This window comes from Bifidobacterium commune, assembly GCF_900094885.1.
In the GTDB taxonomy this organism is placed as follows: domain Bacteria; phylum Actinomycetota; class Actinomycetes; order Actinomycetales; family Bifidobacteriaceae; genus Bifidobacterium; species Bifidobacterium commune.
Genome location: NZ_FMBL01000001.1, coordinates 273,064 through 298,443, shown reverse-complemented (window position 1 = coordinate 298,443; position 25,380 = coordinate 273,064). Strand labels below are relative to the sequence as shown.

General features: G+C 53.0%; 21 protein-coding genes. 5 read left to right on the top strand and 16 right to left on the bottom strand.

Annotated elements, in window-relative coordinates; translation table 11 throughout:
* Positions 1 to 15 precede the first annotated feature (15 nt).
* The 8 genes from GA0061077_RS01170 to miaA form a co-directional block, all read right to left on the bottom strand.
* Positions 16 to 567 (bottom strand): regulatory protein RecX, encoded by a 552-nt coding sequence (locus GA0061077_RS01170; protein WP_091847570.1) that lies wholly within the window; start codon positions 565 to 567, stop codon positions 16 to 18.
* A 353-nt stretch (positions 568 to 920) separates the two neighbouring features.
* Positions 921 to 2,054, bottom strand: a complete 1,134-nt coding sequence (gene recA, locus GA0061077_RS01165; protein WP_091847120.1) for a recombinase RecA — start codon at positions 2,052 to 2,054, stop codon at positions 921 to 923.
* Between the two features lie 231 nt (positions 2,055 to 2,285).
* Positions 2,286 to 2,519 carry a DUF3046 domain-containing protein gene (locus tag GA0061077_RS01160; RefSeq protein WP_091847119.1) on the bottom strand — a complete coding sequence of 78 codons (234 nt, stop codon included), beginning with the start codon at positions 2,517 to 2,519 and terminating at the stop codon, positions 2,286 to 2,288.
* 150 nt (positions 2,520 to 2,669) lie between these two features.
* Complete coding sequence (locus tag GA0061077_RS01155) at positions 2,670 to 3,182, bottom strand: helix-turn-helix domain-containing protein (protein ID WP_091847118.1); 513 nt, start codon at positions 3,180 to 3,182, stop codon at positions 2,670 to 2,672.
* 66 nt (positions 3,183 to 3,248) lie between these two features.
* Complete coding sequence (locus GA0061077_RS01150) at positions 3,249 to 3,815, bottom strand: CinA family protein (protein WP_091847569.1); 567 nt, start codon at positions 3,813 to 3,815, stop codon at positions 3,249 to 3,251.
* A 163-nt stretch (positions 3,816 to 3,978) separates the two neighbouring features.
* On the bottom strand, positions 3,979 to 4,668 hold the full coding sequence (gene pgsA, locus GA0061077_RS01145; protein ID WP_234696454.1) for a CDP-diacylglycerol--glycerol-3-phosphate 3-phosphatidyltransferase: 690 nt from the start codon (positions 4,666 to 4,668) through the stop codon (positions 3,979 to 3,981).
* Positions 4,669 to 4,704: 36 nt separating this feature from the next.
* Complete coding sequence (locus tag GA0061077_RS01140; RefSeq protein WP_091847116.1) at positions 4,705 to 7,569, bottom strand: FtsK/SpoIIIE family DNA translocase; 2,865 nt, start codon at positions 7,567 to 7,569, stop codon at positions 4,705 to 4,707.
* Between the two features lie 185 nt (positions 7,570 to 7,754).
* A complete protein-coding gene (miaA, locus tag GA0061077_RS01135; RefSeq protein WP_091847115.1) occupies positions 7,755 to 8,765 on the bottom strand; it encodes a tRNA (adenosine(37)-N6)-dimethylallyltransferase MiaA in 1,011 nt (336 codons plus the stop codon).
* Between the two features lie 121 nt (positions 8,766 to 8,886).
* Here miaA and GA0061077_RS01130 point away from each other — a divergent pair, with 121 nt between their 5' ends.
* Positions 8,887 to 9,663 (top strand): GTP pyrophosphokinase, encoded by a 777-nt coding sequence (locus GA0061077_RS01130; RefSeq protein ID WP_183193159.1) that lies wholly within the window; start codon positions 8,887 to 8,889, stop codon positions 9,661 to 9,663.
* A gap of 420 nt (positions 9,664 to 10,083) precedes the next feature.
* Positions 10,084 to 10,893 (top strand): Bax inhibitor-1/YccA family protein, encoded by an 810-nt coding sequence (locus GA0061077_RS01125; RefSeq protein ID WP_091847567.1) that lies wholly within the window; start codon positions 10,084 to 10,086, stop codon positions 10,891 to 10,893.
* A gap of 64 nt (positions 10,894 to 10,957) precedes the next feature.
* Here GA0061077_RS01125 and GA0061077_RS01120 read toward each other — a convergent pair whose 3' ends face one another.
* Positions 10,958 to 11,977, bottom strand: coding sequence for a DUF5067 domain-containing protein (locus GA0061077_RS01120; protein WP_091847113.1), 1,020 nt, complete (start codon positions 11,975 to 11,977; stop codon positions 10,958 to 10,960).
* 121 nt (positions 11,978 to 12,098) lie between these two features.
* Here GA0061077_RS01120 and GA0061077_RS01115 point away from each other — a divergent pair, with 121 nt between their 5' ends.
* Both GA0061077_RS01115 and GA0061077_RS01110 read left to right on the top strand, forming a co-directional pair.
* Entirely contained in the window at positions 12,099 to 13,490 is a 1,392-nt protein-coding gene (locus GA0061077_RS01115) for a sensor histidine kinase (RefSeq protein ID WP_234696452.1), read from the top strand.
* Positions 13,491 to 13,602: 112 nt separating this feature from the next.
* Positions 13,603 to 14,292 carry a response regulator transcription factor gene (locus tag GA0061077_RS01110; protein WP_091847111.1) on the top strand — a complete coding sequence of 230 codons (690 nt, stop codon included), beginning with the start codon at positions 13,603 to 13,605 and terminating at the stop codon, positions 14,290 to 14,292.
* 82 nt (positions 14,293 to 14,374) lie between these two features.
* Here GA0061077_RS01110 and acnA read toward each other — a convergent pair whose 3' ends face one another.
* From acnA to GA0061077_RS06820, 7 genes are all read right to left on the bottom strand, one after another.
* Positions 14,375 to 17,092 carry an aconitate hydratase AcnA gene (acnA, locus tag GA0061077_RS01105; protein WP_091847565.1) on the bottom strand — a complete coding sequence of 906 codons (2,718 nt, stop codon included), beginning with the start codon at positions 17,090 to 17,092 and terminating at the stop codon, positions 14,375 to 14,377.
* A gap of 308 nt (positions 17,093 to 17,400) precedes the next feature.
* Entirely contained in the window at positions 17,401 to 19,938 is a 2,538-nt protein-coding gene (locus tag GA0061077_RS01100; protein WP_091847564.1) for an HAD-IC family P-type ATPase, read from the bottom strand.
* A 304-nt stretch (positions 19,939 to 20,242) separates the two neighbouring features.
* The gene (locus GA0061077_RS01095) at positions 20,243 to 20,803 is read right to left on the bottom strand and encodes a type 1 periplasmic-binding domain-containing protein (RefSeq protein WP_091847110.1); all 561 of its coding nucleotides are present in this window, start codon (positions 20,801 to 20,803) and stop codon (positions 20,243 to 20,245) included.
* Positions 20,804 to 20,853: 50 nt separating this feature from the next.
* Positions 20,854 to 22,152: a class I SAM-dependent RNA methyltransferase gene (locus tag GA0061077_RS01090; protein WP_091847108.1), complete on the bottom strand. Its 1,299-nt coding sequence runs from the start codon at positions 22,150 to 22,152 to the stop codon at positions 20,854 to 20,856.
* Between the two features lie 139 nt (positions 22,153 to 22,291).
* The gene (locus tag GA0061077_RS01085) at positions 22,292 to 23,113 is read right to left on the bottom strand and encodes a DUF3159 domain-containing protein (RefSeq protein ID WP_091847107.1); all 822 of its coding nucleotides are present in this window, start codon (positions 23,111 to 23,113) and stop codon (positions 22,292 to 22,294) included.
* A 252-nt stretch (positions 23,114 to 23,365) separates the two neighbouring features.
* Positions 23,366 to 24,307, bottom strand: a complete 942-nt coding sequence (locus tag GA0061077_RS01080) for a DUF3710 domain-containing protein (protein ID WP_091847106.1) — start codon at positions 24,305 to 24,307, stop codon at positions 23,366 to 23,368.
* Positions 24,308 to 24,433: 126 nt separating this feature from the next.
* Positions 24,434 to 24,673 (bottom strand): hypothetical protein, encoded by a 240-nt coding sequence (locus tag GA0061077_RS06820; protein WP_091847105.1) that lies wholly within the window; start codon positions 24,671 to 24,673, stop codon positions 24,434 to 24,436.
* 42 nt (positions 24,674 to 24,715) lie between these two features.
* On the opposite strand from GA0061077_RS06820, the gene GA0061077_RS01070 reads away from it, so the two are divergent.
* Positions 24,716 to 25,378: an ATP-binding cassette domain-containing protein gene (locus GA0061077_RS01070; RefSeq protein WP_159426892.1), complete on the top strand. Its 663-nt coding sequence runs from the start codon at positions 24,716 to 24,718 to the stop codon at positions 25,376 to 25,378.
* Positions 25,379 to 25,380: the final 2 nt, after the last annotated feature.

The window sequence follows — 25,380 nt, the reverse complement described above, 5'->3', positions numbered from 1 at the left end:
ATACGAGGTCCCAATTCAATGTTCGGAGAGCTCACGAAAGCATTCATTACCGACACGGCGCAAGGTCTCAGGATTATGTCCCTTACGTCCTCCAGCTCCCCAAAAACGACGCAGTCGCACGGCATGATCCATACCTTGGGTTTTAGCAGCGACTTTTTGCCCCAGTTGCCAAGCCGCTTCCTCAAACACACCTTGGCTCTGAGCTTCAGAGGCAACACGCTGAGCTAAACGACCATCGACACCTTTGCGTCTCAGCTCCATTACGGCACCTTGGAGACCCATCATTCTTGCAGCGCAACTACGCACGACAGATTGTGCATATTCCTCATCATCAATCAGGTGTACCTGAATCAAACGTTCAACGACATCTTCCGCAACAACCGGATCATAGCCTTTATCAACCAGCCTCTTAATTAGTGCACCGGAGGAACGAGCCGACGCGTCGAGCAACGTCAATGCCGCTTCTCGACATGCATCGAAATCTGATGGATCATCAGGTACCCGTTTCACCAGAGCATTCGTACGATATTTGCGATGGCCACTCGTTCCTTTTCCACGGCCACGCATTTTACGATTTGATCTGTAGGCAACATCACTCTCTTCGCCCGTGCACCCACCAAAGCCACTGGTGTATTTACTTGAAACCTGCACTGCATGAGTACGTGTCCTGTTGACTCGCTTGCCGCTCTTATGCGCCCACTCAGCATCGATTCGGTCGGATGTCTCAATCCCTCGACCATTGGAGTCGTGGTACTGTCGGGGAACTACATCATCCGATGTGTCAAGATAATCAGAAGCGTCTCGGCGCACCTCATCCTGACCACTCTGAGGATCAAGGCCGCCATCCTCCCCCTGAGGAATCGCCAGATGACGGCCTTCCAAGAATTCTTCGGCACTAATCATGAACCGGATCGCCCCGTTTAAGCTTTGGATTCCGATTCAACATCCGAAGCATCCACACCTTCCTCATCAACGGATTCGGATTCATCAGAAATCAGGCCATACTTCACTTTGACCTTGCGCTCGATTTCATCGGTAAGGGCCGGATTGTCTTTAAGGAACTGACGGACATTCTCACGTCCCTGCCCCAACTGATCACCCTCATAGGTGAACCAAGAGCCCGACTTCTTGATGACTCCACATTCCAAAGCCATATCAAGTACCGACCCTTCTTTGGAGATACCCTCTCCGTAAAGGATGTCAAATTCAGCGAATTTAAACGGCGGCGCCATCTTATTTTTGACGATTTTGACCTTAGTGCGGTTTCCAACCGCTTCGTCGCCATTCTTAAGTGTCTGTATACGACGAATATCAAGACGGACCGAAGCATAGAACTTCAGAGCCTTGCCGCCGGTAGTGGTTTCCGGATTACCGAAGAAAACACCGATCTTCTCACGTAGCTGGTTGATGAAGATGGCGGTGGTGTTGGACTGGGACAACGCACCGGTCATCTTGCGCAGAGCCTGGCTCATAAGCCTAGCCTGCAGACCCACGTGACTGTCACCCATCTCCCCTTCAATTTCGGCTTTGGGCACCAAAGCCGCCACGGAATCAATAACCACAACATCCAACGCACCGCTACGCACGAGCATATCCGCGATTTCAAGCGCTTGCTCACCATTGTCGGGTTGAGAAATAATCAGGGAATCCGTGTCGACGCCAAGTTTCTTGGCATAAACCGGGTCAAGTGCATGTTCAGCATCAATATAAGCCGCTACCCCGCCGTTCTTTTGCGCATTCGCCACTGCATGCAGCGCCAATGTGGTCTTACCTGATGATTCAGGTCCATAAATTTCGACAATCCTACCTCGCGGCAATCCGCCGATTCCAAGTGCCATATCAAGTGCCAAGGAACCTGTGGGAATAACCTCGACGTCTTCAACGGGCTTATCACCAAGACACATTGCCGAACCTTTACCAAAGTTCTTTTCAACCTGCTTAAGGGCGGTGTCGAGCGCAGCCTGCCGGCGCGGATCGATGCTGCGTCTGTTGCCCGATTCAACCTCATCGGTTTTGGGCTTTGCACCTTTCGCCGTTTTTGATTGCTGTGTCATGCTTCTCCTTATATGTTTGCTCCTGCACTCATCAGAGTATGGAGCAATCCGTCACTTGTGCAAGCCGAATCGGGTTATGTGGTCGAACGCCTCCCCTTCAACACACGTTCTGACACCGAGGTCTTTTGAACCCCTAACCCAGATAATTCACTCTCGCTGTCCTTCACCATAATAGAACCACATGCGAACATTTGTTCGAATATCACATTTTGACAGGTGTCCACTTCACATCTATTTTGCCGGCAAGGGTGGCGCATTATGATCCTTGCCCCAGCGCTGCGAATCTGGAATCTGAAGTTCATCGCACAGCACATTCCATACGACACGCGGCTCAACACCATCAGCCAGCGCTTCGACCACCGTCATCCCACCAAACGAGGGCAATACCTGGTCCTGGGCCACAGAACGGCCGTACGACCTGCCCAGCACCTCTTCCAACAATTGCCAAAATTCGCGTTCCTTCACGCCGCCAGTCTACCAGCGAAACGGAATAACGGATGAGCATATCCGAACCACGTAACATATCGACCTACCCAGCCCACCCGTTTCAGCAAAGGGTCCGCCGGCTTATCACCGACGGACCCTTCAATGTCTATAAAACACACAGACGGGTGACTACGCCTCGTTGTAATCAAGGTAATCCGCAACCATACGCAACATCTGCGAAATACTCAATCCAAGAGATTCCGCAATGGATACGAGCAACTCGGAACTAGCCTCCTTCTGACCGCGCTCCACTTCGGAAAGGTACCCCAATGAAACACCAGCCTTTTCACTAACCTCACGCAAGGTCTTGTGGTCGCGAGTACGTAAATCGCGCAGTACATGACCGATTGCCTCACGCAAGGAAATATCCCTGCTCTCACCCTCGACGTCACGCTTGCGCGAGGCAGCCCTCGGCTTCGACTGCTCGGCGTCTTCCTCCTGCCAAATCCGATTGAGTACTGCCTGGCGCTCGTCTTTCGCCTTTTTTGCGGCGCAAGCCTTCAGCACCTGTTGTTGCGCAAACGCTACAGCGCGGCGCTGGGCAGGGGTTAAGTCCCTGTTGCGCGCAGTGCTCGGACTTGCGGTCTCTGTTGCAAGCGTGTTCATTGCCTTCTGCTCCTGTCGTCGAGTCATCGTTTCCATCACGCCACCCCTCTCTGCCTTATTGCTGTTCTCATTACAATTTCTTCAACAGCGTAGCGTCGACGTTTATTCCCCTAATGAAAGTGTGAGCTCCGTCACTGCCCTCAATGCATTCAGCACAGAAAGGTGCCGGATCTCCTCTCTTGTGCCCGAAAGATGCAGCTTCACCGCAACTGTTTCCCGAGAACCGCCAGCGATATGTGTCGGAGCGCTGACACCGACATAAACAAGCCCCGCCGGCTTTCCCGCATCTGGGCCAGGGCCCGCCACACCGGTGGTAGAGAGACCCAGGATATGACCATCATATTGCAGCTGATCGTAACGCCGAACCGCACAAAAAGCCATTTGACGAGCTACCTCAGGATGCACCGCACCCTCGGTTCGCAGCAAATCCGCATCAACCCCAAGAACACTCGCCTTGGCGTTGATATCGTAGGTTACCGCAGAACCAAGGAACACATCCGAAGCCCCCGGAATACGAACGAAGGCATCTGCCAGCAAACCTGCAGTCAACGACTCGGCGGCCGCAATTTTCCATCCTTTTGCCCTGGCCATCTCGAGAATGGTCGCAGCCAACACATCACAATCGTTCTGAACGGCATCAACAGTTCCGCTGAAAATCAACCCCTGCATATCCTGTATGGAGCAGGATAAGCCGTCCGACGTTTCTTTATAGCGATTCATTTTCCCGCCTTTCACCAGAGCAGCAATACCGCATACTTGTTTCATATAACAAACGGCCCCAAAATCGCCACTATTGCATAGCAACGACTTTGGGGCCGATTAGGCAAACGATTCACGCGGATTTCCTTGCTCGCAAAACATTGCGGATGTAAATATAGCCGGAATACAGACAAAGAATCAAAGCAATTTTGATAATCAAACTGGCCAAACCGTAATAGCAAAACCACCAAGTGGGTACACCCACCCCAAGATGAGAAAAAGCCAAGCCACCACCCGAGAAAGCCACCCGAGCTGGGTTGCTGATTTGCCCGGAAAAAACCCACACCGGCATTATCAACATACCCAGTCCTATGCACTGGGTGAGGGTCTTGTACTTACCCGCCTTATCGGCGGCAATGACTTTCCCGCCCGAATCGATGACAAGGAAACGCATGGCAGTAACGGCTATCTCCCGAATAAGGAACAAAGCGGTGACCCACCACTGCACTTCTCCGAACACCGAAGCGACAACAAGCGCGGAGCAAATCAAGAGTTTGTCTGCAATCGGATCCATTAACTTGCCGAGTTCCGTAACTTGGTTAAAGGTCCGAGCCATCCAGCCATCAAGCTTATCCGTCGAGGCAGCCACGATGAACAGCACAGCGGCAGCGAAACGGAACTGAGGATCCTTCTGACCCCACGGACCTGCCATGATGTCAAGCCATAAAAACACCAGCATCAGAACGATGCGAGCATACGTCACCAAATTCGGCGGGCTGTTCCATCCGCCCAAAAGCGATTTCTTTCCATTTTCTTGTTGCACACCAAATACCATAGCACTAGCCGATACCTCAACCTTTTATGCGATTTCGTCGTCATCCTTAGCTTCCGACGACGAAACGGAACTGGTCTTGCCTTGAATGAAATCAAGTACCTGGCCCAAATCCTGTGGCTGAATAAGCACCTCTCGGGCCTTGGAGCCTTCGGAGGGGCCAACCACCCCGCGAGACTCCAACAGATCCATCATGCGACCGGCCTTGGCGAAGCCGATGCGCAACTTGCGCTGAAGCATTGACGTGGAACCGAACTGCGTGGTAACCACCAGTTTGGCGGCTTCGAGCAGCGTATCCATATCGTCGCCGATTTCCTCGTCCGGATGAGCTTCCTGCTCTTCCGCTTTTTTGGCCATCTGCTCAATATCCTCGCGATAATGCGGCTTGCGCTGGGCACGGGCGAATTCGACCGCCTTTCGAATCTCGGACTCTCCCACCCAGGAGCCCTGAACACGAACAGGCTTGGCGGAACCCATCGGCAGAAACAGCGCGTCACCCTGACCAATCAGAGATTCGGCACCCGTGGTATCGAGGATAACTCGCGAATCCGTAGCCGAAGACGTGGCGAACGCCAGACGTGAGGGGATATTGGCCTTGATCAGGCCCGTAATGACGTCGACAGAAGGACGCTGGGTGGCCAGGACCAGATGAACGCCAGCCGCACGCGCAAGCTGCGTGATGCGTTGGATGGAACTCTCAACGTCGTTCTTGGCCAGCATCATCAAATCGGCCATCTCGTCAACAACCACAACGATGTACGGATATGGAGCCACCTTGCGTTTTGAACCGAGCGGCGCATGGACCTTGCCAGCCTTCACGGCCTTGTTGAAATCCTTGATATGCCGAAATCCGAAATACTGCAAGTCGTCGTAACGGGCATCCATCTCCTGAACAACCCATTCCAACGCCTGCGCGGCCTTCTTCGGATCGGTAATAATCGGGGTGAGCAGATGCGGAATCCCGGCGTATGCTGACAGTTCCACGCGCTTGGGATCAACCATAATCAAGCGCACCTGATCAGGAGTGGCACGCATAATCAACGAAGTAAGCATGGAGTTGATAAAGCTGGACTTACCGCTTCCAGTAGCGCCGGCAACAAGAAGATGCGGCATCTTGGCAAGATCGGCGGTAACGAAATGACCTTCGACGTCTTTGCCCACACCCGCAAGCATCGGGTTCGAATCATTCATGGCCTTGTCGCTACGCAAAACGTCACCCAGATGAACAATCTCACGGTCAACATTGGGAATCTCGATGCCTATTGCCGACTTGCCCGGAATCGGGGAAAGAATACGCACATCAGAACTTGCCACGGCATAGGCGATATTGCGCTGCAGATTGGTGACCTTTTCCACCTTGACACCCTGCCCCAGTTCGACCTCATATTGCGTAACCGAGGGACCCCGGAGGAAACCGACGACCTTGGCGTCCACACCGAACTGATTGAACGTTGCTGTCAAGGCCTTGATGACATTGTCATTGGCTTGAGTGCGAGCCAGATGCGGCTTACCTTTGGCGAGGATATCGAGGCTTGGAAGCTGGTACGGCTTGTCGTTCCCGCCGTCTTCGTCATCGTTGGACTGATCACCCGCATTCAATTCACCGGCGTCATTGGCGACCGAGGCGGCAATATTCGCCGCTCCTCCCACAATACCTTTAACTACCGGAGCCACAGGTTGCGTTGCGCCACCGTCCTGCCCAACCGCGGCCCACGGATCAGGTCCATCAAGCACAGATTGCTGCCCCACACCGGAGTCGTGATCTTGGACACCGCAAGCAGCGGCGGCATCGGGTTGACCGCCAACCGGTAAGACCGAGGTTCCTGCAACTTCCCCGTTCTCACCGAAATCTGTCATATCGGCAGGTGCCGAAACAGCAGGCTCAACATCGTCGGCAACGCTTTGAAGTTCACCGGTTATAAGATCGACCATCTCCCGGGAACCATGATCGAGAATCCCGGTTTCACCCGTATGCCCGTTAAGATCGGCAGCGCGATCAAACGCTTCATCACCAGCGTATCGATCCAGCCCCTCTCTGTTGTCATTCCCGCCGGGATGTCTGAACACGCGCGAAAAGAATGCCCCAATACTGCCCTTACGCGACCGCGAGGCATCATCTGCCATGGCGTCATCACTACCATCGTGCGCAGGGACTCCAGGAGCGAGTTCCAACGTTTCATCACCAAAGCGTACTTCATTGGGGAACCGCTCATTCAAAGAAGCTGTTTCGTCAGCGTCCCGCCCTTCGGAAACATCAGCGTTATATCGCCGTTCCGACCAATCGTGAAACCGATCGGGAATCTTCGTAATATCAACCCTGGCGATAAGCAGCACGGAAAAAATGGCTAAGACTACGAAAATGGCAACAGCAAATACGCTGGAAAGTCCCCAAGCCAGAGGCGAACCGAGTACAAAACCAAGCAACCCGCCCGAGCCGCGCAGCACTTCCATGTCGAAGCCGGAAGAGGATGACGTACCGGAGGCATCGATAATTGAACAAATCGACCAAAATAGCATCGTGCATCCAACTATAAGACGAGCATTCCGTTTGTGCTTGGCCGGGCTGAGCAGCACCTGATAGGCCATGACCAACAGAAAAATCGGCAGAACGACACTCATTACACCGAAGAGCCCTGCTGCGACCAGGTGCAACCAACGACTTAGGAAACCATCGACATGGAACCATTCGGAAGCACAAAACATGATGGCCAATATCACCAACGCGAAACAGCAGGCTACACGGCATAGGGTTGCATGCCGTTCAACAAACGACTCCGCGGCAGGCGGCATGACCTTGGTTGCCTCGTCACCCTTATCCGAAGCAGACCCGCTCGACTTGCTGCGACGGGTTTTCGTGTTGGTGTTAGTGTCTCTCTGAGTTTTACGTGCCATAACAAGGGTGATTTTACTTCAAACCCCTCCCTCTGGCATCTCAGACACACAACAGCTATACATCCTGCAAAATTGCACGCACCGATAAGACGCATGCCCAAAGCAATTACCAAATCGATGGTAATCAAGCGTGACCAAAGTCGATGGTTTACATTCACCGTTCGGCCGAAAGTAATTTCTCGTCGCTATGATTCATCGGCAACATCACCCAAATGATGGATGACTTGCTTGCCATCAGTCTCGGCGTCAGTCTTGTCGTATTCGCCGCAATCGGCACGGGAGACGACATCATAAGCCTTGTCGAGCAAATGATCGTCAAGCGCATTCAACCAGTGGATGCGAGGATCGCGACCGAACCATCCCATCTGCTTACGGGCCAGACGTTTCGTCTTTTGTGCGATGTCGGCGAACGCCTCGTCCTCGTTCATCACACCATCAAGATGGGACTCAATCTGCGAGTAACCCAGCGCCCGCGAGGCCGTAACACCCAACATCGGACGGATGCGCCGCACTTCATCAACAAAACCTTGCTCACGCATCTGCGAAGTACGCATATCGATACGCCGATCAAGTTCCTCACGAGGCAGGTCAAGGCCGATCTGCACACAAGGCATGACGTAATGGTAACGCGGCAAGCTCGCGGAATACGGGCGTCCGGTAACGGCAATAACCTCAAGGGCACGAATGATACGTCGAGGATTGTGAGGATCCATGCGCTTTGCCGCTTCCGGGTCCACACGTTTAAGCTCTTGGTACAAAACCCCGGTACCTTCGGCATTCTGACGATCCTCCAAACGCGAGCGCACCTCCCGGTCAGTGCCGGGAAAAGAGATGTCGTCAAGCACGGCACGTGCATACAAACCGGAACCTCCGACAAGGACCGGACGCACTCCTCTTGTCTGCAGTCGAGCGATCTCCTTACGTGCAAGCTTCTGGAACATTGCAACACTCATGGCCTGATTGGGATCGATGACATCCAGCAGGTGATGGGGAACGGCGGACCGCTCGGCCTCACTTGCTTTGGCGGTGCCGATATCCATACCTCGGTACATCTGGTAGGCATCTGCATTGACTATCTCGGCCGACTCTCCAGCCTGCGCGAACTTACGCGCCAAAGCAATTCCCAAACTCGTTTTGCCCGAGGCGGTAGGGCCGATAATGGAAACGACGCGGGGCGCGACGTCATTCGCTTCCATAGATACACCTTCTTCTGAAACAACCGTTCAATCCGTTACTCGCGATTGTATAGGCCGGTACCGCCCGCGACTTGCGTAAACCTTGAATGAATCCAACATGAAATAGACAGCTCTGATTAGGATGGGAAGCGTGATACTTGATCGACACGAACGCATCAACACTGCTGAGATTCAGACAAGGCTTGAAAAAGTCGTGCAGGACGGCAATAACGATAACCCGGATACACCCCTCTTCCCGGCGGATGAAATCACCGAGTTCATCGACATGATGCAGGTCTATGAAGGTGCGATGTATGAGATCAGCACCAAGCTTGAAGTCTTGGACAGCGAATTCCATGTCCACTTTGCCCACGACCCGATTCATCACATGGAGCGCAGGCTCAAGTCGGTTAATTCGATTCTGGGCAAATTGAAACGTCGTGAGCTGCCGATGCGTACCAAGTCAATCCGCGACAACATGTTTGACGTGGCCGGCATCCGCGTGATCTGTAACTATCGCGACGACGTCTACTCCGTGGCGAACTTTCTGTCCAGCCAGTCCGACATCCAGGTGCTGCGTGTCAAGGATTATATCAAGAATCCGAAGCAGAATGGTTATCGAAGTCTGCACGTCATCTACGCCGTGCCCGTTTTCCTTTCCACCGGCGAGCACTACACTCCGGTCGAGGTACAGTTCCGAACCATCGCCATGGATTATTGGGCTAGCCTCGAGCACGCACTGCGTTACAAGTCCGATTTGCCGGACACCAGACTCAACGAGCATTCACAAACACTGCTTGACTGCGCCCGCAGCCTGCAGAACATCGAAACGCAGATGCAGAACATTCACCGCGACATCAACGGGGCGCCCCAACAAGAGGAAGCACCGACTTCACAGGCACTCGACCCGAATATGTGATCAGACCAGGCCTTAGTCGAATGAACCCTGCGGAGCACCAAATATGGTGATCATTCCATGTTTACCGACTCAGTTTCCCCACAGAAGCCCGATTATCGACTTTCAGCAGGGAAGTGGCACACAACCGACACGATGAATAGCCCAAGGCTTCATTGTTCACATTCAGCCAATTACCAGTGCCGTTAGCTATTATTGAATCATAACACCAATTATCAATCGTACTCGATAGAAGGAGCAGGCATGGGTTTTACCAACAGGCCTGAGAACAACAACTCACAGCAGCCATATGGTCAGCCGGCAGCCATCAACGGTCAAAATTACGGACAAAATTATGGTCAACCCCCGACTGCAAACGGGCAAGTCTACGGACAGAACTACGGTCAGCAGCAATATAACCAGTACGAACAAAGTCAAAATCCAATGTACGGCTCCGACCAACAGACGAACTACGGTCAGCCCTTCGCACAGCCGCAATATCAGCAGCAAGGGTATGCCTACGCCGGAGCGGCAACACCGACCATGACCATGAACGGTCAAACCGTCTATTCCTTCGAACGGGCGCGTCACACCTCCACCACACAGGCCTACGGCGAAATGACACTCGGTCTTCTGCTGACCGCACTGGTAGCAGTTATCACGCAGGTCACAGGTGCCCTCGACCGGTTCCTCATGACCACCGGAATGATGGGCTGGATCGGCTTGGCAGTAGTACAGGTGGTCATTGCCGTCATGCTTGGCGTGCGGATCCAGACAATGAAAGTCGCCACCGCGCGAACGATGTTCTACGTCTACGCAGCGTTGACCGGATTTACGCTCGCTTCCATTTTCGAGGCCTATAGTCTGCCATCGATTGGCATCGCACTCGGTCTGTGCGTAGCGTTCTTCTTTGTGCTGACGATGATTTCCCTGACCACCAAGAAAGACATGCTTAAGGCCGGTCCGATTCTCATGGTAGCCCTGCTGGTTCTGTTGGTGGGTGAAATCATTTTGATGTTCATCGCACCTTCGCATACAACCCTCATGGTCACGGCGGCCTTGGGCCTAATCATCTTTGCAGGTCTGACGATGTACGACGCCCAGCAGACACGGGCCATGTTCGATATGGCTGAACAGTCGGGCGACACACAGATGATCCAGCGCATCTCCATCATCTGCGCCCTGAACCTCTATCTGGACTTCGTCAACATGTTCCTTTATTTGCTCCAACTCTTCGGCAGCAACGACGACTGAACCTAACGACAAAGGCCGGCCGATAACCAAGAATAGATTATCGACCGGCCTTTGCTGTATCTATTTACAGGTCATAGATATGCGTGACCTTGGCTTTGCCTTTCGCGGAAAATAGGTCATCGACTTCCACAGTGACCGGTGAATCATCCTTGAGCACGTAACCGACCGTTACGTTGCCTTGCGCACCGGGCTGAAGCTGGGCCAAATATGACTGAGAATCATAGCCTTGCGGAGCCTGCGTGTAGATGGCCATATCCAGTTCCTGACCATTCTGGAACGCTTTCGCGCTGAGCAAGGTACCAAATGCCTGGTTCTTGTCACTGTTATTCGTCCATTGATACGTCACCAAAACAGTTTTCGCGTTGTTGTAGTCATTGCCACTACGAACGGCGGATTCGATCTTTACATGAGCACTCCCCAAATCCCCTTCGGTATCCTGCTTGTCCGTCGAAGGTTTTGAATCCGGCTTCGACTGCCCGGCATTTTGCTTGCCGACAGACTGCGACTGGGATGAAGATGAGGAATCTCCTTTGGAGGCAGAATCCAATGCCTTGCCGGTGGCCGATTGCATGACCAGGGTGATGACGATAGCGATTACGCTCAACACAATACCGGCGATTGTAATCCCCTTGCCACGCTTTTTGCCTTTACGAACGCCGACGAATCCGACGATACCAAACACAAGACCAATAACGCCCAAAATCGCTGCAAGGTTGTTGACGATGGGTATAAAGCTCAATACCGTACCGATGATGCCCAAAACAAGTGCGGTGACGCCACCGGCAGACAGCCGTTCGGGCTTGTCACCACCACGCCCCCGATAGTTCGACGTTGGTTGACCGCCGTTTGTCGGAGTCGGGACGGGTGTACCCAACGAATCGATATCGGACCGGGACGAGGAAGACCGCGGATTGCCATACGCCGCATTGGCTCCTTTCCCTTCATACTGTGGTTGCCCTTCATAAGGTTGTGGTGAATCTGGCACGATACCCTCTTCTCTATTTGCTCTGATAAATGACGGGTGCACGCAGGACAATGAGTACGAAACAGCCCTGCCGACGCCTTGGAATTCATTATCTTCCATTGTCACAAATTATTCTATTGGACCAACAGACAAATTTCGTCGCCCGAACGGGCAATTTTTTATGGATTTTCGACCCGAACGCCCCATGGCATCGTCGTCCACCATCTCATAGAATGACGCTATGACCTCTTTCATAGCCACCGTGCACCGCCTGCTTTCCCATTGCGGCATTCAATTGGATGACGATACAGCGATTGTGGACGTAGACACCAAATGGTGGTACAGCGTGGCCATGATTATCTGCGCAGATGCGATGTGTCTGATCGAAACATCCTATGTGACAAACAGCGCGATCAAACAAGGCGGACTGGGATCCATCTGCGGTGTCCTGTCGATGCTGCTCTCATTCGCTGTGGGGTTCATTTTTTTGGCACGCTCGAAATACCCGGAATGCGTCTTCTTCATCACCTGTTTGCTGGTATTGATCTTCCCGTTCGACTCAATCATCTCGACGATGGCGCTAAGTTCTCTACTGGCAAGGAGATCGGAACACCGACATTCGACAGGTATAATCATTCTCGCTGCCATCGTCGCCGTTTTCGCTCAGCTGCGTGACACATTCCAACCGCTGAAGAACTCGGTATGGGCCACGCTTTTTGCCAAACCGCGTGCAGACGTGGCGCACGATCCCATCGTTCTGGCTTCCAGCATCACCACCATGCGCATTACCGCCGTCATTGCGGCACTCATCAGCGTTCTTATCGCGACTCTCGTTGGTTTGCACATCCGCTCTCGCGCCAACCTCAGGGCGGAAACCCTGAAAGCCAACGCCGCACAAGACCATGCGGATCATCTCCAAACAAGCCTGAGCAATCAACAATTATCCGATGCCATTGCTGCCGAAGCCCATGATACGTTAGCCCACACTCTTTCTCTGATCGCGCTTAATGCCAACGCGTTGACCATACAGACGGGAAAACTGGCACAACTTGCACGCTCCAATCAGACAACAGACATCGACGAGACACTCATGAAATTGGCCGATCAAACGAATCGGGAATCAGAACAAATACGCAACCAAGCAGCCCAAGCGGTCAATGAGGCGCATACTGTCATCGACATGTTGCGTGATCCGCAGGCAGCTGTGACTGCGCTCGAAGCGACTGATGAGACTTCCCTCAGCCGATCATCTCTTGAAGAGTTGCTGGCCTCTTCAACGGACAACGGGGTACGCCTGTCGACCTGGATCGATATCCAACAGCTTAGTGAGTTGAATGAGAGTATCGGCAAAGTCGCCTATCGCGCCATTCAAGAAGGACTGACAAATGCGCGCAAGCATGCCCCGAACGAACCGGTTTCCTTGGAAGTAACGGCACGACCGGAAACCGGTATCCATGTTCATCTGATTAACAAGACCGCGCAAAACGCAGAAACCGGCTCTTCGCAGGGCGGCGGGGCCGGACTTACGGGCCTCAAAGGCCGTGTGCGAACGGCCGGAGGCAACTGTGCATACGGTCTTGATAAGCGCAGGCAATTCAACCTTGAAGTGGCACTGCCTTGGGTTGGTAAATAATGGCTAATGACCGGACTCAAATACCATGCACCTGTCACGCAAAACATCATTCGAGAACAACGTACGACACCGCAACCCGCCCTGCGAACGACCATTCGCTAGAATTGCAACCATGAATGAGGGAAAAAGCAACGACAGCGGTTCTGAGAAGCCGATTACCGTCAGCGTCATCGACGATGACCCGCTGATTTGCCAGACTCTGGGCATGATTCTTACCGAATCCTCTAATGGGTCGATACAGGCGTTGTTCACTGCAACCAATGGCATCCAGGCATTGGAACATGCCAAACAGGAGCATCCCGACGTAGTGCTGATGGACATCGACATGCCTGAAATGGACGGCATCGAAGCGACACGGCGGTTACTCAAACTGACTCCACGGCCCCACGTATTGATTCTGACCGCGCTCAGCCCCTCGAGTACAATCCAGCGTGCAATCGAAGCGGGGGCCGAAGGGTTTGTTTCGAAAACCGATCCGGCCGAAAACATCGTTAACTGCATCAAAGAGGTGTGTCTGGGAACACCTCAATTCAACACAGACAGTCAACGGCAACTGCTCAACGACCTCGAAAAGAACCGTTTTCGCTCACGTCGCGATGAAGCCCGAACGTTGCTGCAGGGTCTTGGCGAGCGCGAACTAAAAGCCGCAACACTTGCAGCCGAAGGACTTTCGAACGCAGAAATCGCCAAGGACATGTTTATTTCTGAACGTACGGTCAAAACGGAACTTTCGAATGCGTGCACCAAACTCAACGTCAACCGCGTACTGCTCAGCAGAATCGTCGAACGGGCTGACCTTTAAGGCTTCAATCAACTGACGCTTCATCAGGAATGGAAAAACATGTCCTTGCAAAAGAAGCGTCAGTCAACTTTCAGGCACAATCCTACTGCATCAATCGGCGAAGGACGTACTGAAGAATGCCGCCGTTACGATAATACTCGGCCTCACCTGGGGTATCGATACGCACCTTCGCATCAAACTCAGTCACTTTGGCGGGTTTACCATATGTATCCGGCCTGGCGGCAACAACATGGACCGTTTCCGGCGTAACCCCGCTATTAAGCGCCTCAATTCCTAGGAAATCAAAGGTTTCCGTACCATCCAATCCCAGCGATTCAACCGACTGGCCTTCGGGAAATTGCAAAGGCAGAACACCCATGCCAATCAGATTGGAACGATGGATGCGCTCGAAACTGCGAGCAATGACGGCTCTAACTCCTAACATCACCGTGCCCTTGGCAGCCCAGTCGCGCGAGGAGCCAGTGCCGTATTCGGAACCCGCCAGCACAACCAACGGAATGTCTGCCTTCCGATAATCGAGCGAGGCATCGAAAATCGTGGAAGGCTTATCACTAACAAAATCATATGTGAATCCTCCGGGTCGCACCTCCTCGCCAACCGAAGCGAAAAGCTGGTTCCTGAGTCGGATGTTGCCGAACGTTCCCCGCACCATAATTTCATGGTTGCCTCGACGAGAACCGTACGAATTGAAGCCTTGAGGTTCTATACCCCGTTCCTGTAGATAGATGCCGGCAGGGCTGGACGCCGGGAACGCTCCAGCCGGTGAAATATGATCGGTGGTCACCGAATCGCCAAGCAATGCCAAGACCCGGGCGCCATGCACATCCTCGACTGGTTGCGGTTCGGCACTCATATCGTCGAAGAAGATCTGCCGGCGCACATACGTCGAATTAGGATCCCAAGAGAATCGGTCCCCTTCCGGTACATCAAGCGACCGCCAACGTTCGTCGCCTTTGAAAACATCAGCGTAATCATGCACGAACATCTCGCGAGTCACGGACTCCGAAACGACCTCGGCCACCTTCTCGTTGGAAGGCCAGATATCACGCAGGAAAACATCACTACCTGTTGTGCTATCTGTCCCCAGCGGTTGCGTTTCGAAATCAAAATCAAGCGTGCCTGCAATCGCGTAGGCAATAACGAGAGGCGGGGAGGCAAGATAATTCATCTTAACGTCGGGGCTGATGCGCCCTTCAAAGTTACGATTGCCGGAAAGCACCGAGACCATAGTCAAGTCGTTGTCATTGACCGCCGCCGAGATTTCAGGAAGCAACGGGCCGGAGTTGCCGATACAGGTGGTGCAGCCGAAACCAACTAACTCATAGCCCAACGCGTCGAGATCTTCCTGCAAACCGGACTTCTTAAGATAATCCGCAACAACCTGCGAACCCGGAGCCAATGAGGTTTTGACCCATGGCTTCGGTTTGAGGCCGTGCTCTCGCGCAGCACGCGCAAGCAAACCTGCAGCAATCATCACCGAAGGATTCGAGGTGTTGGTGCAACTGGTGATGGAGGCGATGGCGACGTCTCCGTTCGTAATTTCGAAGTCGCCACGGAAGGAAGTGCTCACTGGCACCGGATTCTGATTGGTGCTCGTTGTCTCGTAATCAGGCAAAGCTTTCTCGAAGCCCGCCTTGGCCTCATTGAGGCTGATGCGATCCTGCGGACGTTTGGGACCTGCGATAGACGGAACGACCGTATTCAGATCAAGCTCCATATATTCCGAATATTCCGGTTCGACATAATCGGGGCTGTGCGTATCCCCCCACAGACGATTGGCCTTGGCATAGGCTTCGACCAAGGCAATCTGCTCTTCACTGCGGCCAGTGAGTCTCAGGTAATCAAGGGTGACCTGATCAATCGGGAAAATGCCGCACGTCGAGCCGAACTCAGGACTCATATTGCCGATGGTGGCACGATTGGCCAATGGCACTGAAGCCAAACCGTCACCATAGAATTCGACAAACTTGCCAACCACGCCATGCTCACGCAACATCTGCGTGATGGTAAGCACCACGTCGGTGGCGGTGACACCTTCGGGCATGGAACCGATGAGTTTAAAACCAACTACACGCGGAACGAGCATCGAAATGGGCTGACCAAGCATGGCAGCCTCAGCCTCGATGCCACCGACACCCCAACCGAGTATGCCGAGCCCGTTGACCATGGTGGTATGAGAATCGGTACCAACGCAAGAGTCGAGATAGACAAGATCACGACCCCGATCCCCCGCCTTGGTCATAACGACCTTAGCCAGGTATTCGATGTTGACCTGGTGGATAATACCAGTTCCAGGGGGCACCACACGGAAGTTTTCAAAAGCTTGCTGCCCCCAGCGCAGGAAGCGATAACGCTCGCCATTGCGCTCATATTCTCGGTCCATGTTGCGAGCCACTGCATCGACTACACCGTACTCATCGATCTGCACGGAATGATCGATGACCATATCGGCTTCAACTTGTGGATTAATCACTTCCGGATTGCCACCGAGTTTCGCGACCGCATCACGCATGGTGGCCAGATCAACGACGCATGGCACACCGGTGAAGTCCTGCATCATCACGCGAGACGGACCGAATTCTATCTCGTGACAAGGCTGCGCCTCAGGGTCCCATTGAAGCAAACGGTTTACCTGATCCTCGGTAACATTAACACCGTCGATGCGGCGAACCAGATTCTCGACAAGCACTTTAAGCGAATACGGCAAATGCTCGATTCCCGGCAAATCCGAGATTCGATAATAATCAACGCTTTTTTCGCCTACTTGCAACGTATCCAGTTGATTATCGCGCAATGACATGCCAACCTCCGAAAACTCATACATTATTACTCTTTATTATCCGGCAAACCAATGCCGAAGATGTTGCCTGAAGCTGTGCAAAAATCGATTTTTGTTGAATTACCAGCTCAAATACTAAAAATCTCTGCAGGAATCGGCATTCACTATGTGAGATTGGCGCATCTAAATCATTTGTGCTCACCATCAGACGCAGGCAGAAAAGAGACATCCTCCCACTGGGTTGAAACCACCGACCAGTGGAGATGCTTCCACGCATCAGCATCCCCATTGAACCCTTGCTGAGCGACAATGCAGGCGCAAAACCGACCTTAGTTGTTGTTCTTGCGGTGAGTGATTGATGAGTACATCCGTCCGAACAAGACCGCAATTGACTGAATACCCGCGTAGATAATGATAGAGAGCGCCAGCACAACGCATGTAGCCACAAGGGTCCAACCCGTTTCGAACTCAAGCTCGAAAAACGCGGAGACAAACGGAATGAACATCCCGGCAATACCGGCAACCGCAAAGACGACCACAAGAACACCGCGCCACGACTTAAGAGGGCTGGCGACTCGAGCAAGCACAAGCACGCCGAGCACGAAAACGATAATCGCACAAATATCGCGAAGCTTAAGCAAATCCGCCGGATCGGATAAGTTCCAATTCATGAATCCGGGTAACGTCCACGCCGTGAGCAGCACCGAGAGCCCGATGGCAATGCCTCCCGGAAGAGCGAATCGCACCACACGCCCCAGGAAACCAGGTAGGTATCGCCGATTATTCGGAGCCAACGCGAGAATAAATGCCGGCATACCAATGGTCAGGGCACCGATGTACGTAATATGGCGCGGCAGATACGGGAAGGGAATGAAGGTGGAGACCACACCGATCGAAATCAACACGGAATACACGGTTTTCACCAGGAACAGGGACGAAACACGCTCCATATTGGCCATCACCTGACGTCCACGGGCAACGACATTGGGCAGATGCGAGAACTTTGAATCGACAAGCACCACTTGGGCCACAGCCTTCGTGGCGGGAGCGGCATTGCCCATGGCAATACCCAAATCAGCCTCTTTCAACGCCAGCGCGTCATTGACGCCATCACCGGTCATGGCCACAACATGGCCGCTTTTATGCAGTGCGTCGACAATCTCTTTCTTTTGTTCCGGCAACACACGGCCAAGCACATCAATGTTCTCGATGGTCTTGGAAAGTTCCTTGACGTCGGTAGGTAGATCACGCGCATCCATTGCTACCGGCTCACGATCTCCCGTGAGCTTCACTGTTTTCGCTATGGCTCCGACAGTGGCCGTACTATCACCAGAAATGACACGGCATCGAACACCCTGCTCACGGAACCATGCAAGTGTTTGCTCGGCATCATCACGGATATGTTCACTGCACAGTACCAACGCAACCGGCATAGCGGCGGGAATCACGTGCGGATCATCGGCAAAAATCTTGGACTCCTCGGACGTGGTACAAACACCGGTCGCACGAACAATCAGCAGCACACGCATGCCTTGATTGGCGTATTGCGCCACCAAGCTCTTGTCCGCCATTGTTTCCCCATCGATTTCACTCAGAAGCATCTCAGGCGCGCCCATGTACCAGACATCCGTCCCGCGAACGATGGCACTCCATTTGCGTGCGGACGAGAACGGTATACGTGCATCAACGCTTTGCGCTTGAACACCTTTGTCGTTCAACGCCTTGAGTATCGCACTGCCGGTGCCGTTGGGGCCTTCCTCATTGCACAAATCATACAAAGCCTGTATCGCTGCAGACTTCTCGTCGTCGCTGGTGTCAACGGTGACACTGGCGTGCGTTGCATTTTCACCGGAAGGCGCATCCACGACAATGTCGGCGTCTGCCGTCGATGCGGAGTGGGGCGTATTGCCTAGCATCACAAGTCGATCGAACACGATGCCACCGTCGGTGATGGTTCCGGTCTTGTCGAGGTTCAACGCATCCACTCGTGCAAGAGTTTCAACGCTTTCCAGTTCCTGAACCAACGTATGCTGATGGGCCAGACGCATTGCAGCGATGGCAAAGTTAAGCGAGGTCAACAGAACAAGACCTTCGGGGATCATTCCGACCACACCGGCAACAGCTGAAACGATGGCCGCACGCCACGCTCCGGAAGAGAGCGCAATAGACCAGCCACCCACAGTACGAATCTGCGAAGCCACAAGCAGGATGCAAAGCGGAATAACCACAACAGTCATTACTTTAAGGATGGCGTTGATACCCTTACTCAGATCTGAAACCGTCTTTTTGTAGACTTTGGCCTTTGCCGTCAGCTGCGCAGCGTAACCATGCTCACCCACCGCGTCGACACGGACCAGCGCCATGCCTGAAGTCGCGTTGGAACCCGAATAGACTTCGGCGCCCTCGCCTTTCTTGACGGTTCGCGATTCACCGGTAAGCATGGACTCGTCCAGCTCCAGACCCCATGCATGAACGATTGTAGCGTCCGCGGGCACTTGTTCGCCGCTACGTATCCAAAGCAAATCCCCCAGCACGATGTCTTCATGCCTGATTTCCATATCATGACCGTCGCGCCGAACTATCGATTTCGAAGCGACCAGAATGGAAAGCTTGTCAAGCGTGTGTTTCGCGCGCATTTCAGTAAAGATACCGATACCCGAATTGATGATGATAACCAGCCCGAAAACCGCGTCTTTCCATTGTCCGGTCAACAGCACCAGCACCATGGCCACAAAGATGATGGCATTGAAAAGCGTAAAAACGTTCTCTCGAACAATCTGTCCGAACGAACGCGACGTCTGCGCATCGACAATGTTGACATTGCCCTTTTGAACCTCTGCTTCAACTTCGCTGCCGCTTAAGCCCATCTCCGCGACACGAGGAAGAACAAATGCAGATGCGTTTTGTTCCACGTTGCCGGAGCCATTGCCATCACCTGCTCTCAGTCCACCCACGAAACCACCATCATTGTCTTCTAATGCTGCCGACTCACTCATTTTCTTGCCTCTTATCCGCAGTCGATCCGTCACAGACGAATGATGTACGATCACTGCTGCGATTCGTGTCCACCTCACCGACTGTCAGAAAATGGACAACGGCTTAGTATTGCTTCAAGTATAAGCGATACCGCATTATCGTTTTACGACGTTCGCCTTGAGCACTTATCGCGGATTAAGGTAACGTCACGCTCATCGTCTTGGGATGCGGATTGTCGTTAACCGCAGCGTGCACGGCTTGTTCCAAGGACATCGTGGGCTGCTTTCGCCCCGGAGTTTGTTCCGAATCGTCCGAAGTGACAATCCGTAGAGATTCCGCATACAGCAACGTATCTTCAGGCATCTGAACGGCATCGACCAGAATTACCGGGATACCCCCATCCCTTGCCTCTCGAAGGGCTTTGTTCCATTCCCCAGACTGGCTGCCAAGCGCATCGATACTGGCAATCACAAAGGCAGTCACAGGCCTTTGCTTCATATCGACGAAGGATTGAGCGGGATGCAAAACCGCCCCCCCATCAGCTGTGGAAGCATAGATGGCCTTGATCCCAACTTTTTTGAACGCTTCAAGAACCATTCGGTCACGTTGCCCATCACCGGCGGAAACTACACCGATAAGCATGTCGGATTTATCGATGCTGTCATGCGGCACGTGCCCTGACACAGCTTTGGTGTCTCCTACCGCCGCATTCTTAGGTGTACAGGAAGCAAGCGGCAGAGAAATCACCCACGCCATACAGACGCCGAAAACAGCCCTTCCGAACTTGCGCATCGCGCCCGACAACCTCACTTATATTCACGCACAAACAGCGCCACGGTTTCCACATGGTGCGTCATCGGGTAGATATCAAATGCCTGGATTGTTTTGAGCCGATAACCGAGCGAAGTTAGCGTTGCAGCATCACGTGCAAGGCTCGTCGGGTCGCAGGCAATATAGACGATGGCATGGGTTCCGGCTTCAGCAATCTGACGGCAGACCTGAGCCTTGGCTCCGGCTCGAGGCGGATCAAGCACAACGACGTTGGGCTTAGCAAGCTCTTCGGGCACATTGCGCAAACGTCGCGAAGTGTCGCCCTGCAACGCAGTGACGTTGTCGCTTTTGGCGATATGCAGATTGCGTTCGGCATTGCGTACCGCGATGCGGCCGCCTTCCACGGAGAGCAACTTGGCATGCGTGAAGGTCTTGGCCAGCGGCACGGTAAACAAGCCGGAACCCGAGAAAAGGTCCCATATAGCGGCAGATCGCACACCGGAAAGCTCACGACTGACCAAACCCAGTACATATTTGACCAACGTCGGGGCAGCCATGCGGTGAACCTGCCAGAATCCGCCAGCCTCCACACCGTATTTGTAACGTTTGGCATCCACATCCACAACTTCTTTGAGTCGCTTCGATCCCGCATACAAACGACCGTCGACCGTAATGGCAAAGTTGTCGCCTATCGTGTCAAGTAAGATTTTGTTTGACACTCGGGAAGTGTGAATATCACGCGGTTCAGGCACCGCTATGCGGATTTTGGCACCGGGCTCGAATTGTTCATTCCACAGTCTCTGATTACGGGCCACGGCCAGCAACGCACGCGTAGCCAACGGCATCGTGTCGATGCGCACACGAGTGTGCGACGCACGGCGCCGCATCGAGGCGTGCCCTTCTTCGTCAGCAATTAATTCGATACGTGTGCGCCAGTGCAACCCTTTTTCATCAACGTCGTCGTCCATACGCGCGACGGATACGTCGTCAATGTCAAGATGTCCCATACGACGCATCTGGTCGGTAATCAACGCGGACTTCCATTTGAGCTGCCCCGGCAACGAGACATGAATCAAATCGGCACCGCCGACTCCCCCGCCCTGTGCAAGCGGTCCGGCCAAAGGCCAAAGCGGTTCGACACGGTCCTCGGAAGGTTCGAGCACATCGACCACCTCCGCGGTCCAAAAACGATCATCACGATCATACGGCTCATCGAGCTCGATCGTGACCAGCTCGCCAGGCAACGCGAAACGCACAAACACCACACGTCCGTCGATGTGGGCGACACAACGCCCTTGGTCGGCGTAACGTTCAATACGTACTGTGGCTTGCATGTGTTGATACCTCTACTTCTAACGTCTATCCGGTGCGATGGAAAACAGTCCTCGTTCCGCACCATTCATGTTGTATGACATACTGCCGGCAGCATTCGTATGAATCAAGATCGGCACGTTTTCAATACGTTGCTTTAGTCTAGCGTTGCCCCTTGTCCGTATGCCTCATATGATCTTGACCTTCCATACCGTGCAAGTCATCGTCCTCACCATCATCAATCCGTTGGGCAACATCTGTATTTGTGCTGCCGTCGGCATCCTCCTCGATATTGTCATCCGACTTGTACTTAGGGTGATTCCGCATCGGATCGGCAATAATCAAATACGAAATCCAAATGGACAGCGCCGTGAACGGCAACCCCATCAACAGACGCGCGGTACCTAGCCAAGCGATGGAATCCGCCAGATACAGTGGAACCTGCACCGCAAGCCGTAGTACAGGAATGACAATCCACATGGCTGTCACGATGTTATAGGCTTGCAGGAGCCTTTTATCCCCCCGCCAATCGGCAAGCCACGCACGGTAATGCTCGGTAGGCATCGAGCGTATGAATTCAATAAAAAATCCGATTCCGGGGACACGAACCAGGAATGAGAGCACCAGCACAACGACACAGATGCTATTCGTAATGAACCCATAAACGTAGTAATTTCGCGCCTCATTAGTGTTCCACGCCCAGACCAGGCAGATAGCTATCGAGAACAGTCCCGCCAACGCCCCCAGCACGGTTTGGCGCTGAAAAAAACGAATTAAAACCGACAACACCGCCAGAACCGCAGACGCGATAACTGTCAGCTTCAGATTGGAGGTCAACACGAACATGAACACAAAAAGAAAGCCGGGCAACATTGATTCGATGACGCCACGTATCCCACCGATCGCGTCGACAACAGAAAAATCCTCGCCGTTCGTCACCCCGGCAAGCGCTGCAAGCCCTTGGGGTTTCTTTGCGTCGGTCATAATCACCTATTCCGTTCGATTTGTATATGTCGGCCGCCGTGCTTGTCGGACCAACATCCATATTCTTGGGTAAAACAGCCGTTTTGCATGTAACAGTCGTACTGTGGACACCAACAAACAAACTCAGGTTGCTCACACCAGTCTGCCCTCTCAGTTTCACCGGGAAACGCTTGCCGGACAACCGATGGTCGGCGCTAAAACGTGATTCGTCGGTGATTCGAAGGATAACCGACGAATCGAAGGTTCAACACTTCAGCGCATTTCAGAGAACATAGGACCACGCGACATGGTGGTCTGCACCTCGGTCTCCTGATCGGCTATAAATGGTCCCTTGACGCGCTTGGGAACCTTATGTTCCTTACCATCGTTGCCGTCAGCTTCATCGATGTCGTCTTCGGCGTTACGACGTTCTTCCGGCGAGACGGGGGGATGCATAGGAATCAAGTCACGCGGAGCCAAGGGCTCCTCACCTCTATCGACCACAATTTCGGAGAAGAACTGATTCAATGCTTTCGTCTCCGGACTATCCGGATTGGTCGCGGCACGACCGGAGAAAATACCGCGCAACATCCAACGTGGCCCATCAACACCCACAATACGGGTAGTCAATGTTTTGCCGCCTTTGATCGTGACCGGCAACTTGACTTCCATACCGAAAACCCCAAGTTGCGTACTAGCCTTGGGATTAGCCTCAAGCAAATCCTCGCTTACTCCATCCCAAAGGCCCAAGGTTTTGGGTGCCGCGAGCGCCTCGACTTCCAAGCTGGAAGCCTTGTAAGAAATGGTGCAGCCAAGCACCTCTCCGCTGGCGCGGTTAGCCTTCACCCGCAGCTCGATACCTTGCATGAAGGGCAGATAATAGGCACCTAGATCCAAGTACTCGTCATAATTCGGTGCGGCGCTCTCATCGATGTCCCAAGGTCCATAAAGATCACCGCGTCCGGGATAGGTTTCACTGGGTTCATCGGGAATCCGATGATCGTCAGCATCGGATTCGTTTTCAGAATCGACCGAGTCTACACCATTGTTTTCACTGCCCGCGTCGCTTTCTTTCAGCGAATCATCGGAGCGATCAGCAGCTGTATCATTCTCAGCCTGTGAAGCCACGTCCTCGCTCGTCACCTCAGCTTCCTCAGGCATAGCCTCAGCATCATCATCACGGTTCTTCCTTTTGCCAAATCCGAACAGTCCCATGGTCCCTCGTTTCAAAACAGGCAAGACAATATCCTGCCAATTCTATCACCTGAATTAGTCGCGGTACACCTCTCCGAATGCAACTCAGCTGTACCTTCGCCGAATTCGGTAAATAGAGCGAAATCATCAATGCGCCCATATACCTGACAAGAAATCACGTAACTTCATGCAGAAAACCAGCTGAGAAACCAATTCTTCAGCACCCTCAACAACTCGTTTCGGAAGGATTCCGCCGCTGCCTCGCGCGATGAATGTGATCGGGATAACAATGGTTTTCGAGTCCGAATCCGCTGTATTCACCTCTTCAAGCATTAATTCCGCAGCACGTCTGCCCAATCGGTCGCAGTCCTGAGAGATGACGCTCATCCCCGGATCGATCAAATCATCAGGATGATGATCGGCCGTGACATGAGCAACACTAAGAAAACCGTCAACGAGGTCCCTGCAGGTGTCAAGGTCATCCTAAGCGCCCAGAACCTGCACTCCCCTGATGTACAGGGTACTTCATTCGAACTGCACAAGGGTGAGATTTTCGGATTCGAGGGTCTTATCGGAGCCGGCAGGACCGAAATGATACGTATCCTCTTCGGAACCGACCCGAAAGCGGACGGCGACATCATGCTGCACGGCAAGAAGGTCAAATTCAAGAATCCTCAGGATGCAATCGCGAAGGGCATCGCATACCTATCAGAGAACCGAAAGCGTTATGGATTGGTCACCAACTTGTCGATAACGGACAACACGGTTCTGCCTTCCTACGACAAACTATCGAATGGGATTGTCATCAATCAAAAGAAATGCCGGACATCCACCGAACATTTCGTGAACCTTCTCAGGATAAAGACCCTAGAAATCGACCAAAAGGCCAAGAACCTCTCAGGCGGCAACCAGCAAGGTCGTCCTTGCCAAAGGCTTCTCAAGGATGCGGAAATCATCATCTTCGACGAACCTACCAGGGGAATCGGTATCGGATCCAGAGAGGAAATCTATCAATCGATGCAAGACCTTGTCGAACAAGGAAAATCCATCATTCTCGTATCGTCTGACCTTACCGAGATCCTTCATCTTTAGAC

Coding starts and splice junctions, on each gene's coding strand:
- miaA (WP_091847115.1), bottom strand. CDS start 8,765: ATGGAAGCGAATGACGTCGCGCCCCGCGTCGTTTCCATTATCGGCCCT.
- GA0061077_RS01095 (WP_091847110.1), bottom strand. CDS start 20,803: ATGGCGTGGGTGATTTCTCTGCCGCTTGCTTCCTGTACACCTAAGAAT.
- GA0061077_RS01100 (WP_091847564.1), bottom strand. CDS start 19,938: ATGGGCTTAAGCGGCAGCGAAGTTGAAGCAGAGGTTCAAAAGGGCAAT.
- GA0061077_RS01120 (WP_091847113.1), bottom strand. CDS start 11,977: ATGGAAGATAATGAATTCCAAGGCGTCGGCAGGGCTGTTTCGTACTCA.
- GA0061077_RS01125 (WP_091847567.1), top strand. CDS start 10,084: ATGTACGGCTCCGACCAACAGACGAACTACGGTCAGCCCTTCGCACAG.
- recA (WP_091847120.1), bottom strand. CDS start 2,054: ATGACACAGCAATCAAAAACGGCGAAAGGTGCAAAGCCCAAAACCGAT.
- GA0061077_RS01155 (WP_091847118.1), bottom strand. CDS start 3,182: ATGGAAACGATGACTCGACGACAGGAGCAGAAGGCAATGAACACGCTT.
- GA0061077_RS01070 (WP_159426892.1), top strand. CDS start 24,716: ATGAGCAACACTAAGAAAACCGTCAACGAGGTCCCTGCAGGTGTCAAG.
- GA0061077_RS01085 (WP_091847107.1), bottom strand. CDS start 23,113: ATGACCGACGCAAAGAAACCCCAAGGGCTTGCAGCGCTTGCCGGGGTG.
- GA0061077_RS01115 (WP_234696452.1), top strand. CDS start 12,099: ATGACCTCTTTCATAGCCACCGTGCACCGCCTGCTTTCCCATTGCGGC.
- GA0061077_RS01130 (WP_183193159.1), top strand. CDS start 8,887: ATGGGAAGCGTGATACTTGATCGACACGAACGCATCAACACTGCTGAG.
- GA0061077_RS01170 (WP_091847570.1), bottom strand. CDS start 567: ATGCGTGGCCGTGGAAAAGGAACGAGTGGCCATCGCAAATATCGTACG.
- GA0061077_RS01110 (WP_091847111.1), top strand. CDS start 13,603: ATGAATGAGGGAAAAAGCAACGACAGCGGTTCTGAGAAGCCGATTACC.
- GA0061077_RS01150 (WP_091847569.1), bottom strand. CDS start 3,815: ATGCAGGGGTTGATTTTCAGCGGAACTGTTGATGCCGTTCAGAACGAT.
- GA0061077_RS06820 (WP_091847105.1), bottom strand. CDS start 24,673: ATGAGCGTCATCTCTCAGGACTGCGACCGATTGGGCAGACGTGCTGCG.
- GA0061077_RS01080 (WP_091847106.1), bottom strand. CDS start 24,307: ATGGGACTGTTCGGATTTGGCAAAAGGAAGAACCGTGATGATGATGCT.
- GA0061077_RS01090 (WP_091847108.1), bottom strand. CDS start 22,152: ATGCAAGCCACAGTACGTATTGAACGTTACGCCGACCAAGGGCGTTGT.
- GA0061077_RS01140 (WP_091847116.1), bottom strand. CDS start 7,569: ATGGCACGTAAAACTCAGAGAGACACTAACACCAACACGAAAACCCGT.
- acnA (WP_091847565.1), bottom strand. CDS start 17,092: ATGTCATTGCGCGATAATCAACTGGATACGTTGCAAGTAGGCGAAAAA.